The 15,288-nt window shown below is 71.7% G+C and carries 15 protein-coding genes; 6 read left to right on the top strand and 9 right to left on the bottom strand.

The window, feature by feature from the left end; genetic code table 11:
- Positions 1-25: 25 nt before the first annotated feature.
- From V1633_RS00075 to pgl, 4 genes are read left to right on the top strand one after another with little or no spacing between them, the layout of a single operon-like run.
- Positions 26-1,705, top strand: a complete 1,680-nt coding sequence (locus tag V1633_RS00075; RefSeq protein WP_407951942.1) for a glucose-6-phosphate isomerase — start codon at positions 26-28, stop codon at positions 1,703-1,705.
- Positions 1,702-3,216: a glucose-6-phosphate dehydrogenase gene (gene zwf / locus V1633_RS00070; RefSeq protein WP_331212002.1), complete on the top strand. Its 1,515-nt coding sequence runs from the start codon at positions 1,702-1,704 to the stop codon at positions 3,214-3,216. The genes V1633_RS00075 and zwf overlap by 4 nt, the downstream gene beginning before the upstream one ends.
- Positions 3,217-3,250: 34 nt before the next feature.
- Complete coding sequence (locus V1633_RS00065; RefSeq protein WP_331212001.1) at positions 3,251-4,255, top strand: glucose-6-phosphate dehydrogenase assembly protein OpcA; 1,005 nt, start codon at positions 3,251-3,253, stop codon at positions 4,253-4,255.
- Positions 4,252-5,010 (top strand): 6-phosphogluconolactonase, encoded by a 759-nt coding sequence (gene pgl, locus V1633_RS00060; RefSeq protein WP_331212000.1) that lies wholly within the window; start codon positions 4,252-4,254, stop codon positions 5,008-5,010. The genes V1633_RS00065 and pgl overlap by 4 nt, the downstream gene beginning before the upstream one ends.
- Positions 5,011-5,211: 201 nt before the next feature.
- On the opposite strand, the gene V1633_RS00055 is transcribed toward pgl, so the two are convergent.
- From V1633_RS00055 to rapZ, 8 genes are all read right to left on the bottom strand, one after another.
- Complete coding sequence (locus tag V1633_RS00055; protein ID WP_331211999.1) at positions 5,212-5,556, bottom strand: RNA polymerase-binding protein RbpA; 345 nt, start codon at positions 5,554-5,556, stop codon at positions 5,212-5,214.
- Positions 5,557-5,684: 128 nt separating this feature from the next.
- Complete coding sequence (gene secG / locus V1633_RS00050) at positions 5,685-5,939, bottom strand: preprotein translocase subunit SecG (RefSeq protein WP_331211998.1); 255 nt, start codon at positions 5,937-5,939, stop codon at positions 5,685-5,687.
- 51 nt (positions 5,940-5,990) lie between these two features.
- Positions 5,991-6,755, bottom strand: a complete 765-nt coding sequence (gene tpiA, locus V1633_RS00045; protein WP_331212378.1) for a triose-phosphate isomerase — start codon at positions 6,753-6,755, stop codon at positions 5,991-5,993.
- 89 nt (positions 6,756-6,844) lie between these two features.
- Complete coding sequence (locus V1633_RS00040; protein ID WP_331211997.1) at positions 6,845-8,044, bottom strand: phosphoglycerate kinase; 1,200 nt, start codon at positions 8,042-8,044, stop codon at positions 6,845-6,847.
- Positions 8,041-9,045 carry a type I glyceraldehyde-3-phosphate dehydrogenase gene (gap, locus tag V1633_RS00035; RefSeq protein ID WP_331211996.1) on the bottom strand — a complete coding sequence of 335 codons (1,005 nt, stop codon included), beginning with the start codon at positions 9,043-9,045 and terminating at the stop codon, positions 8,041-8,043. Before gap ends, V1633_RS00040 begins: the two co-directional genes overlap by 4 nt.
- Before the next feature lie 246 nt (positions 9,046-9,291).
- Complete coding sequence (gene whiA / locus V1633_RS00030) at positions 9,292-10,272, bottom strand: DNA-binding protein WhiA (protein WP_331211995.1); 981 nt, start codon at positions 10,270-10,272, stop codon at positions 9,292-9,294.
- A 53-nt stretch (positions 10,273-10,325) separates the two neighbouring features.
- Positions 10,326-11,294 (bottom strand): gluconeogenesis factor YvcK family protein, encoded by a 969-nt coding sequence (locus V1633_RS00025; protein ID WP_331211994.1) that lies wholly within the window; start codon positions 11,292-11,294, stop codon positions 10,326-10,328.
- Complete coding sequence (gene rapZ / locus V1633_RS00020; protein WP_331212377.1) at positions 11,291-12,196, bottom strand: RNase adapter RapZ; 906 nt, start codon at positions 12,194-12,196, stop codon at positions 11,291-11,293. The genes V1633_RS00025 and rapZ overlap by 4 nt, the downstream gene beginning before the upstream one ends.
- 299 nt (positions 12,197-12,495) lie before the next feature.
- Between rapZ and V1633_RS00015 the strand changes: the two genes are divergently transcribed.
- Entirely contained in the window at positions 12,496-13,329 is an 834-nt protein-coding gene (locus V1633_RS00015; RefSeq protein WP_331211993.1) for a winged helix-turn-helix domain-containing protein, read from the top strand.
- Positions 13,326-14,621 (top strand): MFS transporter, encoded by a 1,296-nt coding sequence (locus V1633_RS00010; RefSeq protein ID WP_331211992.1) that lies wholly within the window; start codon positions 13,326-13,328, stop codon positions 14,619-14,621. The genes V1633_RS00015 and V1633_RS00010 overlap by 4 nt, the downstream gene beginning before the upstream one ends.
- A 73-nt stretch (positions 14,622-14,694) precedes the next feature.
- On the opposite strand, the gene V1633_RS00005 is transcribed toward V1633_RS00010, so the two are convergent.
- Entirely contained in the window at positions 14,695-15,255 is a 561-nt protein-coding gene (locus V1633_RS00005) for a hypothetical protein (protein ID WP_456238632.1), read from the bottom strand.
- Positions 15,256-15,288 lie beyond the last annotated feature (33 nt).

Here is a 15,288-nt window from a genome sequence, read left to right as displayed (position 1 = left end):
GACCGAGGAAACTGGTCGGGACCTGCTGGACGGCGGCTGCGAGGGCGCGGCCGGTCTCGCCGTCTACGGGGCGGAGACGGTCGACGCGTCCGCACCCGCCTCGGCCCGGGCCGCGCTGCTGGCCGACGACGTACCGGGCCGGCTGGTCCGCAAGGATCCGACCCTGTGGGGGCCGGAGGCACAGGACGAGGCGGCGATCCGGCTCGGCTGGGTGGACACCTTCCGCCGCAGCCGGGAACTGCTCCCCCAGCTCGCCGAGCTGAAGGCGGAACTCGGCGACCTCGACCACGTGGTGCTCGCCGGCATGGGCGGCTCGTCACTGGCCCCCGAGGTGATCACCCGTACCCTCGGCAAGCCGCTGACCGTGCTGGACACCACCGACCCCGGGCAGGTCCGGGCCGCCCTCGGCGACCGGCTGCTGCGCAGCGTCGTGGTGGTCGCCAGCAAGTCCGGCTCGACGGTGGAGACCGACAGCCACCGCCGGGCGTACTGGCAGGCGTTCCTGGACGCCGGACTGACCGAGGCCGAGGCCGGGCGACACTTCGTGATCGTCACCGACCCCGGCTCGCCGCTGGCCAAGACCGCCGCCGAGATGGGTGCCTTCGTACTGCTCGCCGACCCGGACGTCGGCGGACGCTACTCCGCGCTGACCGCGTTCGGGCTGGTCCCGGCGGCGCTGGCCGGTGTCGACGTGGCCGAACTGCTGGACCAGGCCGAGGCGCTGGCCGCCGCGCTGGGCGGGGACCGGGACAACCCTGGTCTGGCCCTCGGCGCCGCGCTCGGCGCCGCGGCCACCACCGGCCGGGACAAGGTCGCGCTGGTCTCCGACGGCACCGGCATCGACGGCCTCGGTGACTGGATCGAACAGCTGATCGCCGAGTCGACCGGCAAGAGCGGCGTCGGCATCCTGCCGGTGGTGGTCGAGGACCCGGGCAGCCCCGGCGCGACCGGGCCGGACGTGCTGACCGTCACCTACGGCGGCGGCCTGCCGGCCGGCGCCGTCCCGGGCGGTGGGGTCCGCGCCCAGCTCGCGGTCAACGGCCCGCTCGGCGCACAGTTCCTGACCTGGGAGTACGCCACCGCCGTGGCCGGCGTGGTGCTCGGCATCGACCCGTTCAACCAGCCGAACGTGACCGAGTCGAAGGAGAACACCAACCGACTGCTCGGCAGCGGTCTGCCGGTCGAGTCGCCGACCTTCGTCGACGCCGGGATCGAGGGCTACTGGTCCCCCGGCGCCGGGCAGCAGGACGCCCCGGTGCCCGGAGACCTGGCGGGCGCGCTGCGGCTGCTGCTGGCCGGGCTGGGCGAGGACGGCTACCTGGCCGTGATGGCGTACCTGGACCGGTTCGCCGACGCCAAGGCGGGACAGGTCCGGCCCGGGTTGGCCGCCGCCTCCGGACGGCCGGTCACCTTCGGCTGGGGACCCCGGTTCCTGCACTCGACCGGGCAGTACCACAAGGGCGGGCCGCAGCTCGGCTCGTTCCTGCAGATCACCGGGGACGTCGTCGACGACCTGCCGGTGCCGGGCAAGCCGTACACCTTCGGTCAGCTGCAGGCGGCGCAGGCCGCCGGCGACCGGCAGGCGCTCGCCGAGCGCGACCGGCCGGTGCTGCGCCTGCACCTGACCGACCGGGCCGCCGGGGTACCCCGACTGCTCGACGTGGTGCGCGGGCTGGCCGAGGTAAGCGAGGAGGGACGACCGTGAATCCGCTGCGCGACCCGCAGGACCGGCGGCTGCCGCGCATCCCGGAGCCGTGCGCGCTGGTGATCTTCGGGGTGACCGGGGACCTGGCGCAGAAGAAGCTGCTGCCCGCGGTGTACGACCTGGCCAACCGCGGCCTGCTGCCGCCCGGCTTCGTGGTGCTCGGCTTCGCCCGCCGGGACTGGGGCGACGGCGACTTCGAGTCGCTGGCCCGGGACGCGGCCCGGGAACACGCCCGTACGCCGTGGCGGGACGAGGTGTGGGGCCGGCTGGCCGGCAACATCAAGTTCGTCGGCGGCTCGTTCGACGACGACGCCGCCTTCGACCAGCTCGCCGCGACCCTCGACGAGCTGCGGGACACCCACGGCATCGCCGGCAACGCCGCGTTCTACTTCTCCATCCCGCCGGCGGCGTTCCCGACCGTGCTCAAGCAGCTCGCCCGGACCGGCATGGCCGACAACGACAAGTCCGGCGGCTGGCGCCGGGTCGTGGTGGAGAAGCCGTTCGGGCACGACCTGCCCTCGGCGAAGGCGCTCAACGACCTGGTCGACGACGTCTTTACCCGGGAGGACGTCTTCCGGATCGACCACTACCTGGGCAAGGAGACGGTACAGAACATCCTCGCCCTGCGGTTCGCGAACAGCCTGTTCGAGCCGCTGTGGAACTCCCGGTACGTCGACTCGGTGCAGATCACCATGGCCGAGGACGTCGGCATCGGCTCCCGGGCCGGCTTCTACGACGCCACCGGCACCGCCCGGGACGTCCTGCAGAACCACCTGCTGCAGCTGCTCGCCCTGGTCGCGATGGAGGAGCCGACCAGCTTCGACGCCGACGAGATCAGGGCCGAGAAGCTGAAGGTGCTGCGTGCGATCACCCTGCCGAAGGACATCTCCACCGGCACGGTCCGCGGCCAGTACCTGCCCGGCTGGGTGGCCGGCAAGCGGGCGGTCGGCTACCTCGACGAGAAGGGGGTGCCGAAGGACAGCACCACCGAGACGTACGTCGCGGTCCGGCTCGGCATCCAGAACCGACGCTGGGCCGGTGTGCCGTTCTACATCCGGGCCGGCAAGCGGCTGCCCCGGCGGGTGACCGAGGTCGCCATCATGTTCAAGAAGGCGCCGCACCTGCCGTTCAACCCGGCCGACATGGAGATGCTCGGCAACAACCAGCTCGTCATCCGGGTCCAGCCGGACGAGGGCGTGGTGCTCAAGTTCGGCTCCAAGGTGCCCGGCACCACCATGGAGGTCCGGGACATCGCGATGGACTTCCAGTACGGCGAGGCGTTCACCGAGTCCAGCCCGGAGGCGTACGAGCGGTTGGTGCTCGACGTACTGATCGGTGACCGGACGCTGTTCCCGGACGCGGCCGAGGTCGAACAGAGCTGGCAGGTGATCGACCCGCTGGAGACGTTCTGGCAGGGCATCCGGCCGGAGCCGTACCGGGCCGGCGAGTGGGGCCCACGGGCGGCGGACGAGATGCTCGCCCGGGAGGGCCGGTCGTGGCGGCGGGCGTGACCCACCCGAGGATCTCAACAACCAGGAGGCACCGTTGATCGGCCTGTGGGACACCACCGGTAACGAGGTGGTCAAGGCGCTGGCCGCCGAGCGGCGCAGCGCGGGTGGGGTGGCCAGCGGGATGGCCCTCACCCTGATCGTGGTGGTCGACGAGCCCCGGGTACGGGAGGCCGAGGCGGCGGTGACCATCGCCTCGGCCGCACACCCGTGCCGGATGGTCGTGGTCGTCCGCTCGGACGTCGAACGGGACCGGAGCCGGCTCGACGCCGAGATCGTGGTCGGCGGCCGGCTCGGGCCGGGCGAGGCGGTGGTGACCCGGATGTACGGGCGGCTCGCCCTGCACGCCGAGTCGGTGGTGATGCCGCTGCTGGTGCCGGACGTGCCGGTGGTGACCTGGTGGCACGGCGAGCCGCCGTCCGAGATCGCCAACGACTTCCTCGGGGTGGTCGCGGACCGGCGGATCACCGACTCGGCCCAGGCCAGCGATCCGATCGCGGCGCTGCGGCAACGCGCCCGGGACTACGCCCCCGGGGACACCGACCTGGCCTGGACCCGGATCACACCGTGGCGCACCCTGGTCGCCGGCGCCTTCGACACCACCGAGGGCAACCTGGTCACCTCAGCCACCGTCGTCGGGCCGCGTACCGACCCGACGTCGGCGCTGATGGCCGGCTGGCTGAAGTCCCGACTGGGCCTGGAGCCGGAGTGGCGGCACACCGACGAGTTTCCCCGGATGCGCGAGGTCACCCTGCGCTGCGCCAACGGCGACGAGATGGTGCTCACCCGGGAGGACAGCATGGCGGTCTTCCGCCGGGCCGGACAGGCCGACCGGCAGCTGCCGCTGGTGCGCCGGCCGCTCGGTGACGAGCTCGCCGAGGAACTGCGGCGGCTCGACCCGGACCAGATCTACGCCGAGGCGCTGGGCGCGGTGGCCGGGATCTCCGGCCTGGACACCCGCCCCCAGCAGCGGGTGCACATCTGGAAGGACCCGACCCACCAGCAGGCCGCCGCGCAGCCGGCGGGGCAAGGGGCGGCGTGACCGCGACAAGCGTGGTGGTGCACGCCGACCCGGAGCAGCTCGCCCAGGCGGTCGCCGCCCGCCTGGTCGTGAAGATCATCGACGCGCAGGCGGAGCGGGGTACGGCGGGGATCGTGCTGACCGGTGGTCGGATCGCGGCAGCCGTCCACCGGGCGATCCGCGACCTGCCGGCCGGGCAGGCGGTCGACTGGTCCAGGGTCGACGTCTGGTGGGGCGACGAGCGGTTCCTGCCGGCGGGGCACCCGGACCGCAACGAGACCCAGGCCCGGGCCGCCCTCCTCGACGTACTGCCGCTGTCACCGGAGCGGGTTCACCCGATGCCGGCGTCCGACGGCGCGGACGGCGATGACCCGGAGGCCGCCGCCGCCCGGTACGCGGCCGAACTGGCCACCGCGGGTGGACCGGCGCCACTGCCCCGGTGGGACGTACTGATGCTCGGGGTGGGCGAGGACGGCCACGTCGCCTCGGTCTTCCCCGGGCACCCGGTCGGCGACGAGACCCGGCCGGTGGCAGCGGTCCGGGACAGCCCCAAACCGCCGCCGGTCCGGGTCACCCTGACCGTGCCGACGATCGTCACCGCCGACGAGGTGTGGCTGGTCGCCGCCGGCGCCGACAAGGCGGCGGCGGTGCGGACGGCGTTCGACGCCGCGGCCCCGACTCCGCTGCCCGCTGCCCGGGTGCACGGGGTGACCGCCACCCGCTGGCTGCTGGACCGGGCCGCGGCCGTGGAGGTCCGGCCGGACGCCGGTAGCTGAGGTAGGGGGCCCGCCGCTCGGGCCCCCTACCGATGCCGGTCCGCGTAGTCCAGCAGATCCTGGTAGCTCTGGCCCTCGGGGCGGTAGAAGCGCTCCGGCTCCTCGGCCTGCCCGACGAGGCCACCGTCCGACAACGCGAGCGAGTCCCGTGGTCAGCCTACGTCCGCCGGAACGGGCAGGTCCGAATCGCGGGAGGAACCGTCAGTCCTCGCCGCGCCGGGCTCGCAACGCCGCCAGCGCCTCGGCGAGCAGCGCCTCGCCGTCCGCCTCGCTACGCCGTTCCTTCACGTACGCAAGGTGCGACTTGTACGGCTCGGCCCGCGCCCGCCCCGGCGGGTTGTGTACGTCCCGCCCGGCCGGCTGACCGCAGTGCGGGCAGTCCCAGACCGGCGGGGGCTCCGCCTCGGCCGCCAGCCGGACCTCCACCATGTGCCCGTTGGCACACCAGTAGCTGACCTCACGGCGGGGGGCGGGTTCACATCGTTCGCTGGGCCGGGCTGGGCCGGCACCGACTCGGCTGCCACGGATGGCGCTGCCACTTGGCACGACTGCTCGCTCCGTTCGTCATAGGGGGTCCGTCGGTGGGGCGACGGTGTGACGCGGTGCAAGCGCAGACGACTGCGCGCGGCCCACAGTAGCGGACCGCGCGCAGTTGGTGTGACCTCGGTGGGAATTCAGGTGGTCTGGGCGAGCCGCAGCCAGAGGCCGAGGCCGACGATGCAGGCGAACCAGACAAGACCCACCAGAACGGTGTATCGGTCCAGGTTCTTCTCGGCGACCGAGGAGCCGGCCAGGCTCGAGCTGACCCCTCCGCCGAACATGCTCGACATTCCGCCACCCTTGCCCCGGTGCAGCAGGATCAGCATGGTGAGCAGCACGCTCGTGATGACCAGCAACACGATCAACGTGTATGCGAACCAGGTTGGCATGGCAGGGGTCAGTCCTCTCAGCTACGGGGGCCCGTCAAGGATAGCGACACCTCAGCGGGTGATGTGCTCCGGGAACCGGCAGATCTGCGCGAACTCCTCGGCGTCCAGGCTCGCCCCGCCGACCAGTGCGCCATCCACGTCGGGCTGCGCCATGATACCCGCGATGTTCGCCGCCTTGACCGAACCACCGTAGAGAATCCGGACCTGGTCGGCGGTCGCCCGCCCGTCCCGCTCGACAAGCAGGGCCCGCAGCGCGCCGCAGACCTCCTGGGCGTTCTCCGGAGTGGCGGTCTTGCCGGTGCCGATCGCCCAGACCGGCTCGTACGCGATCACCACCTTGACCACCTGCTCGGCGGTCAACCCGGCCAGCGCCGCGTCGAGCTGACCCCGGCAGTACGCCACCTGCCGCTGTTCCTCGCGGATGTCCAGCCCCTCGCCGACGCAGAGGATCGGCGTCAGCTCGTTGGCCAGCGCCGCCTTGACCTTGGCGTTGACCAGCTTGTCGTCCTCGTTGTGGTACGCCCGCCGCTCGGAGTGGCCGATCACCACGTACTGGCAGCCGAGCGCCGCCAGCATCGAGCCGGCGATCTCCCCGGTGTACGCCCCGGACTGGTGCGGCGACAGGTCCTGCGCGCCGTAGCCGATCAGCAGTTTGTCGCCGTCGACCAGAGTCTGCACGGTACGCAGGTCGGTGAAGGGCGGCAGGACCACCGTCTCGACATCCGTCAACTGCTGCTCGTTGAGGCTCGCCGCGAGCTTCTGGATCAGCAGGTTGGCTTCCCGGTGGTTCAGGTTCATCTTCCAGTTGCCCGCCATCAGCGGCCGGCGGGCGAAAACGTCAGGCACTGTTTCCTCTTTCGTTCGCGACTGCGGGGCTCGCAAGCTCGCTCCTCGCGCTCACCGGACTACTTCTCCAGTGCGACGATGCCGGGGAGCGCCTTGCCCTCCAGGTACTCCAGCGAGGCGCCCCCGCCGGTGGAGATGTGCCCGAACGCCGTCTCGTCGAGGCCGAGCGCCCGGACCGCCGCCGCCGAGTCGCCGCCGCCGACCACGGTGAAACCCTTCACCGAGGTGATCGACTCGGCCACCCCACGGGTGCCGGCCGCGAACGGGGCCAGCTCGAAGACGCCCATCGGGCCGTTCCAGAAGACCATCCGGGCGGTGCCGACCGCGTCGGCGAACTCCGCCACGCTGCGCGGGCCGATGTCCAGACCGAGCCGGTCGGCGGGAATCCGGTCGACCGGCACCGCCTCGTGCTCGGCGTCCGCGCTGAACGCGGTCGCCGCCACCACGTCGAGCGGCAGCACGATCTTGCCGGCGCCCCGTTCCAGCAGCTCCCGGCAGGTGTCGACCATCTCCTCCTCGAGCAGCGACTTACCGACCTCGTGCCCCTGGGCACGGAGGAAGGTGAAGCACATGCCGCCGCCGATCAGCAGCTTGTCGACCGACGGCAACAGCGCCTCGATCACCGCGAGCTTGTCGGAGACCTTCGAACCACCGAGCACCACCACGTACGGGCGGTCCGGCTCGTGCCGCAGCCGGGCCAGCACCTCCACCTCGCGCAGCACCAGCCTGCCGGCGAAGTGCGGCAGCCGGGCCGGTACGTCGTACACGCTGGCGTGCTTGCGGTGCACCGCCCCGAACGCGTCGTCGACGTACGCCTCCGCGAAGTCGGCGAGCTGGTCGGCGAAGGCGCCCCGCTCGGCCTCGTCCTTGCTGGTCTCCCCCGGGTTGAACCGCAGGTTCTCCAGCAGGACGACCTGCCCGCCGGTCAACGACCCGACCGTCTCCCGGGCCGACTCGCCGACCGTGTCGGTGGCGAACGCGACCTCGGCGCCGAGCAGCTCGCCGAGCCGGGTGGCGACCGGAGCGAGGCTGTACTTCGGGTCGGGCGCGCCCTTCGGACGGCCCAGGTGGGAACAGACGACAACCGCCGCCCCGGCGTCACGCAACGCGGTCAGCGTCGGCAGTACCGCCCGGATCCGGCCGTCATCGGTGATCGCGCCGGTCTCCTTGTCGAGAGGCACGTTCAGGTCGGCGCGCACCAGGACGCGCCGACCTGACACCCCCTCGGCGAGCAGATCGTCGAGGTTGCGGATGCTCACAGCCCGGCACCGACCAGCTTGACCAGGTCGACGAGACGGTTCGAGTAGCCCCACTCGTTGTCGTACCAGCCGACGACCTTGACCTGGTTGCCGATCACCTTGGTCAGCCCCGAGTCGAAGATGCAGGAGGCCGGGTCGGTGACGATGTCAGAGGAGACGATCTCGTCCTCGGTGTAGGTGAGGATGCCCTTGAGCGCACCCTCGGCGGCGGCCTTCATCGCGGCGTTGACCTCTTCCACCGAGGTCTCCCGGCCGGCGGTGATGGTCAGGTCGGTGGCCGAGCCGGTCGGGATCGGCACCCGCAGCGCGTAGCCGTCGAGCTTGCCCTTGAGCTCCGGCAGCACCAGGCCGATCGCCTTGGCGGCACCGGTCGAGGTCGGCACGATGTTCAGCGCGGCGGCCCGGGCCCGACGCAGGTCCTTGTGCGGGCCGTCCTGCAGGTTCTGGTCCTGGGTGTACGCGTGGATCGTGGTCATCAGACCGCGCTCGATGCCGAACGTGTCCTGCAGGACCTTGGCCATCGGCGCCAGGCAGTTGGTGGTGCAGGAGGCGTTGGAGATGATGTTGTGCTTGGCCGGGTCGTACTCGTCGTGGTTGACGCCCATCACGACCGTGACGTCCTCGTTCTTGGCCGGCGCCGAGATGATGACCTTCTTGGCCCCGCCGTCGATGTGCGCCTTGGCCTTGGTCGCGTCGGTGAAGAAGCCGGTCGACTCGATCACGACGTCCACGCCCAGGTCGGCCCAGGGCAGCTTGCCCGGGTCCTTCTCGGCGAACACCTTGACGGTGTGGCCACCGACGGTGATCTCGTCGGCGGTCGCCTTGACCTCCTGCGGCAGTCGGCCGAGGATGCTGTCGTACTTGACCAGGTGCGCCAGCGTGGCGTTGTCGGTCAGGTCGTTCGCGCCGACCACCTCGACGTCGGCGCCCGACGCGAGCACCGCGCGGAAGAAGTTACGGCCGATCCGGCCGAAGCCGTTGATGCCAACCCGGATGGTCACTGAGTCCATCTCCTTGTGTTTCGGTTCGCCGCCGTCAGCCAGTTCGGCGGCGAAGATGGGTGCGCCGACCCCGTGGGAGGTCGGCCGCTACTACGTCATCCCGGCCCGCCCCGAGGCGGAATTGCACGGCGGAGAGCCGGTTCCGGCCCCGTCGCCGTACGCTGCGACCCTATCCGAGCGCAGAACGTCGCGTTGCGTCGGGGGAGAATCCGGACCGGTCGGATCACACCAACGGTGGCCCGGTGCTCACACCGCGAGCATGTCCGGGGTGACCGCCGCCTCGGTGTCCGGGATCCCGAGGTCACGGGCGCGTTTGTCGGCCAGCGCCAGCAGTCGGCGGATCCGGCCGGCGATGGCGTCCTTGGTCAGCGGCGGGTCGGCCAGCGCGCCGAGTTCCTCAAGCGACGCCTGCCGGTGCTCGAGCCGCAGCCGCCCGGCAGAGGTGAGATGGTCGGGGGCGTCGTCGGCGAGGATCTCCAACGCCCGGGTGACCCGGGCGGCGGCGGCCACCGCGGCCCGGGCGGAACGACGCAGGTTCGCGTCGTCGAAGTTGGCCAGCCGGTTCGCGGTCGCCCGTACCTCCCGGCGGACCCGGCGTTCCTCCCAGGACAGCACGCTGGAGTGCGCACCGATCCGGGTGAGCAGCGCGGCGATCGCGTCACCGTCCTTGACCACCACCCGGTCGACGCCACGGACCTCTCGGGCCTTGGCGGTGATGCCGATCCTTCGGGCGGCGCCGACCAGCGCGAGCGCGGACTCCGGCCCGGGGCAGGTGATCTCCAAGGCGCAGGAGCGACCCGGCTCGGTCAGCGACCCGTGTGCCATGAAGGCACCACGCCAGGCCGAGACCGCGCAGCAGACGTTGGCCGCGACCACGTGCGGCGGCAGGCCGCGCACCGGCCGGCCGCGTACGTCGAGCAGGCCGGTCTGCCGGGCGAGCGCCTCGCCGTCCTTCACCACCCGGACGATGTAGTGGCTGCCCTTGCGCAGCCCACCGGAGGCGAGCACGTGGATCTCGCTCGGGTAGCCGTACACCTCGGCGATCTCCCGGCGGAGCCGGCGCGCCACCGCGCCGGTGTCGAGTTCCGCCTCGACCACCACCCGGCCGGATACGATGTGCAGGCCGCCCGCGAAACGCAGCAGCGCGGCCATCTCCGCCCGGCGGCAGCAGGGTTTGGGCACGTCGACCCGGCTCAGTTCGTCCTTGACCGCAGCGGTCATCGCCATCTTCTCGTCACCTCATGGGCCGGTTCCGGCGGGTGCCGGTGATTCGTACGTGCTTAACGATCGGCGCCCAGGAGAGGCACCAGTGCGGCTCCCAGCGCTGCGGGATCGTGCCGGGGTCCACCGTCCGGTACGGCCACCGGGGCGAGCACGAGCCGCGCACCCAGCGATTCTGCCGCACGGTGCACCGGTTCGGGGTCACCCACCGCCTTGCCGTCCGCGACCACCACGTCGACGGTGAGGTCCGGCAGGTACCAGTTGAGTGCCGCCAGGTGGTCGGCGAGGGAGAGTCCGAGGGTCTCCGCCTCGTTGGCGAGGTTGAGCGTGACCAGCCGGCGGGCCGGACTGGCGACGATCGCGGCGGCCAGTTCGGGGACCAGCAGATGCGGGATCACGCTGGTGTACCAGCTGCCCGGCCCGAAGACGAGCCAGTCGGCGGTGCCGACCGCCGCCACCGCCTCCGGGCAGGCCCGGGGCCCCTCCGGGGTGAGCCGGACCAGCTCGACGCGACCGTCGGTGACGGCCACCGCGTGCTGGCCCCGTACCGTCTGCACCGCGCTCGGCCGGCGTGGGTCGGCGCCACGGACCCGGGCCTCGATCCCCACCGGTTCGCAGGACATCGGCAGTACCCGACCGACCGCCCCGACCATGCCGGCGGCGTGGTCGAGCGCGGCCACCGGGCTGCCGAGCAGTTCCATCAGCCCGCAGAGCACCAGGTTGCCGACCGCGTGGCCGGCCAGTGGGTCCCGGCCCGGACCGCCGTCGGCGAACCGGTGCTGGAACAGCGCGGCGCTGCGCCGGCTGGCCGGCTCGTCGGCGGCGAGCGCGGCGAGCGCCTGGCGCAGGTCGCCGGGAGGCAGCGCACCCCGTTCCGCGCGCAGCCGGCCGCTGGAACCACCGTCGTCACCGACCGTCACCACAGCGGTGATCTCCAGCTCGAGTTCGGGTACGCAGTGTCGCAGTGCGCGCAGCGAGGCCGCCAGGCCGTGCCCGCCACCGAACGCGACGACCCGCAGGCCGCTCACTCGCGCCCCAGGTCACGGTGCTGGGCGTTGGCCGCGAGCCGGGCCTGACGCAGTCGACTGGCGAGTTCCTCGGCGATCGCCACGCTGCGGTGCTTGCCGCCGGTGCAGCCGACCGCGACGGTCAGGTACCGCTTCCCCTCCCGCTCGAAGCCGGGCGCCGTCGCGTTGATCAGCCGGGAGTACGTCTCGACGAAGGTCACCGCACCGCGCTGGCCGAGGACGTAGCGGCTGACGTCCTCCTCCCGACCGGTGTGTTCGCGCAGCTCCGGTACCCAGTAGGGGTTCGGCAGGAAGCGGGCGTCGAGCACGAAGTCGGCGTCCGGCGGCAGGCCGTACTTGAAGCCGAAGGAGAGCACGGTGACCCGCAGTCGGCGGGCGTCCTCGGCACCGAACAGCTCCTCGACCCGGCTGCGGAGCTGGTTCACGTTCAGGTGGCTGGTGTCGATGATCACGTCGGCCTGGTCGCGGGCCTCCTCGAGCAGCCCGCGCTCGATCGCGATCCCGTCGGCGAGCCGGCCGTCGCCCTGTAGCGGATGCGACCGCCGGACGCTCTCGAAGCGCCGGATCAGCACCTCGTCGTCGGCGTCCACGAAGACCACCCGGGGCTGGAAGCCCCGGTCCTTGAGGGCCCGGATCGCCCCGGCGAGGTCGGTGGAGAAGGCCCGGCTGCGCACGTCCAGCACCATCGCGGTACGCCGGGCGGCGCCGCCGGCCTGGAAGGCGAGCTCGGCCATGTCGAGCATGAGGGCCTGGGGAAGGTTGTCGACCACGTAGAAGCCGACGTTCTCCAACGCCCGGGCGACGGTGCTGCGGCCGCCGCCGGAGACACCGGTGACCACGACCAGGGTGGTGTTCGAGCGGTTGGGGCGTTCACCGTCCGGAGCCGGCCCGGGATCCGACACCTCCGCCCCGGCGTCGACCGCCCGGACCTGAACCGCCTGGTCCTGGGCGGCGGTCGACTCGACCCGCTCTGTCCGGCCCCCGGTCGTCCGGGTCTGGTCCTCGGTCGGTCCGGCCTCGGCCGGGACTCCCTCGGTCGCCGGCGACCCGTCGGTCGCCACCCTCGTCTCGCGCACGCTCCACCCCCAGCCGCCGCTTGGAGTCGTAATCTACCCGGCCGTCGGAATCTGTCCGGGCAATGGGCCTGGAGGAGTCCGGCACACCTTTGCTAAAGAGTTCTTTCTAGAGTTATCTTTAGGGTATGACCCAACCCGAGGTTCAGCTGACCGACCCACGGGCACTCCGGGGGTACGCGCACCCGCTGCGCCTGGCGCTGGTCGGACTGCTCCGACGCGAAGGCCCGCTGACCGCCACCCAGGCGGCGGAGCGGCTGAACGAAAGTGTGCCGAGCTGCTCCTACCATCTGCGACAGCTGGCCAGGTACGGCCTCGCCGAGCGGGTCGCGGGCGCGGACGAACGGGAGCGCCCCTGGCGGGCGACCGCGTCGACCACCTCCTGGGACGACACCTCGGACGATCCCGAAGTCCGGGCGGCGACCGACCAGCTCAACGCGGTGATCCTGGAGCACTACCTGCAGCGGGCCCGCGCCCATCTGGCGCTACGCGCGCACGAACCGCAGCAGTGGCGTGCCCTGACCGGCTTCGGCGACACGATCCTCTACCTGACCGCCGAGGAACTCGCCGAGCTGACCCGGCGGATGGAGACACTGCTGACCGAGTACGACGACCGGCTGACCGACCCGACGAAACGTCCGGACGGCTCCCGGGCGATCGCCGTCATCCAGCTGGTGCTGCCCACCGAGCCGGTACCGGCCGATGCCGCGTCGGACCGGGCCGTTGGTCCACAAGCCCGGTCCGACGAATCGGCGGGTGAGTCCCCTGAATGGGCCGGGCGGTCCGGTGCGCCGGCGGATGAGTCCGACGGAACGGTGGGGCAGTCCGACGAGCCGGCGGGGCAGTCCGACGAGCCGGCGGGGCAGTCCGACGAGCCGGCGGGGCAGTCTCGCGCAGCGACGGATGCGTACGGCGGACCGGCGGACCGCCCTGGGGTGTCGACCCCCGGGGAGCCGGCATGAGCGACACCCTCACCTCGCCGGAGGCCCCGACGACCGGGAGCAGACGGTGGCTGCCGGTGCTGCTGCGTCAGCCGCCGTTCCGGCGGTACTGGTCGGCACAGACCGTGTCACTGTTCGGCGACCAGATCTCCGCGTTGGCCCTGCCACTGCTCGCCGTGCTCGGCACCGGAGCCGGCCCGGCCGAGATGGGCTACCTCACCGCCGCCACACTGCTGCCGAACCTGCTCTTCTCCCTGATCGCCGGCGCCTGGCTGGACCGCTACCCGCACAAGCGACGGGTGATGATCCTCGCCGACCTGGGAAGAGGTGTGCTGCTGGCGGCGATTCCGATCGCGTACCTGTTCGGCTTCCTCGCCCTGGAACAGCTCTACGTGGTCGCGTTCCTCACCGGCACCCTGGCCGTGCTCTTCGAGGTGGCGCACAGCGCGCTCTTCGTGTCGCTGGTGCCGAGGAAGGACTACGTCGACGCGAACGCACTGGTCAACGGAAGCCGGGCGATGTCGTTCGTCGCCGGACCGAGCGTCGGCGGGCTGCTGGTGCAGGTACTCGGCGCGCCGGTCGCACTGCTGGCGGACGTGCTGTCGTACCTGCTCTCCGCCCTGTTCCTGGGCCGGCTCCGGCCGACGGAGCCGGCGCCCGTCGGGCCGACCGACGAGTCCGAACGCGGCTTCGGTCTCGCCGCCGGCCTGCGGTTCGTGGCCCGGTCCAGGATCCTGCGCGCGACCGTGCTCGGCACCACCACGCTGAACCTCTTCAACTACATGTTCGCCGCGCTGTTCGTGCTCTACGCCAGCACCGAACTCGAGCTCTCCCCCGGGCTGCTCGGCCTGGTGATCGGTACGGGTTCGGTGGGCGCCCTGCTCGGCGCGGTGATCACCGGTCGGCTGGTACGGCGATTCGGCGTCGGTCGCACGCTGGTACTGAGCTTCGTCCTCTTTCCCGCGCCGCTGATGCTGGTACCGCTCGCGGGCGGACCCACGCCCCTGCTGCTGGCCGCGCTGGTCACCGCCGAGTTCCTATCCGGACTCGGGGTGATGATGCTCGACATCACCGCGGGCTCGGTGCAGACGGCCACGATCCCGGAGAGGCTGCTCGGCAGGGTGACCGGGGTGAAGCGCACCATCAACTACGGCATCCGTCCGGTCGGGGCGCTGCTGGGCGGCACCCTCGGCACCGTGCTCGACGTACGCTCCACGCTGTGGATCGCCACCGTCGGCGCCCTCGCCGGAGTGCTCTGGGTACTGCCCAAACCAATCCGTGGCCTGCGTGACCTGCCGGAGCGGGAGGACTGAACCGCACCCGGATACGCCGCTGGCCGGGTCCCCGTGGTGGGGACCCGGCCAGCGGATCGTTCGTGTGGGTGGGTCAGCTGTTGTTCCAGGCGTTGGCGACCAGGTCAGCGGCCTGGTTCTCCCACTTCGCGTACGCGTCCGGGTACGCCGACACCTGCACCTTCTGCGCGGCCACGGTCAGCGGCAGATCATGCCAACCGTCAACCTGCTTCAGCCCGTCCAGGAACGCGGTCGTGGCATGCTCCCGATCCATGATCTGATCCGGGCTACCCCAACCCGACGACGGACGCTGCTGGAACAGACCCAGCGAGTCATGGTCGTTGTTGGCACCCAGGTCACCCAGGTTCTCCAACTTCGACTCCTGCAGCGACGTACCAACGGCGATCACCGCGGCCCGCTCGTCCAGACCAGCCTTCTTCGTGGCCTTCACGATCGCCTTCACGTTGTCAGCCTGCTCACCCGAGATCGGGATCGACGCCTGCTCACCCTGCACACCATGCGGCACCAACCGGTCCCGCGACGGCCTGCCATCCTTGTGACCGTCCTTGTGGTCACCCTTACCGTGGTCCCTGTCGGCCATCACCGACATCGCAACCGGCGACACATGCTGCTCGGGAGCGGCCTGCGCGGCCACCGCCGGACCAGCAACAGCGCCACCAACAAACGC

This window comes from Plantactinospora sonchi, assembly GCF_036422035.1.
Classification (GTDB): Bacteria; Actinomycetota; Actinomycetes; order Mycobacteriales; family Micromonosporaceae; genus Plantactinospora; species Plantactinospora sonchi.
The sequence above is the reverse complement of the archived record's forward strand: the minus strand, read 5'-3'. Positions and strand labels throughout refer to the sequence as shown.

What these genes read in the sequence shown, in the direction of transcription:
- secG (WP_331211998.1), bottom strand. Translation starts at nt 5,939, where the DNA reads ATGCCAACCTGGTTCGCATACACGTTGATCGTGTTGCTGGTCATCACG.
- tpiA (WP_331212378.1), bottom strand. Translation starts at nt 6,755, where the DNA reads ATGGCGGGCAACTGGAAGATGAACCTGAACCACCGGGAAGCCAACCTG.
- whiA (WP_331211995.1), bottom strand. Translation starts at nt 10,272, where the DNA reads ATGGCGATGACCGCTGCGGTCAAGGACGAACTGAGCCGGGTCGACGTG.
- V1633_RS00015 (WP_331211993.1), top strand. Translation starts at nt 12,496, where the DNA reads ATGACCCAACCCGAGGTTCAGCTGACCGACCCACGGGCACTCCGGGGG.
- V1633_RS00010 (WP_331211992.1), top strand. Translation starts at nt 13,326, where the DNA reads ATGAGCGACACCCTCACCTCGCCGGAGGCCCCGACGACCGGGAGCAGA.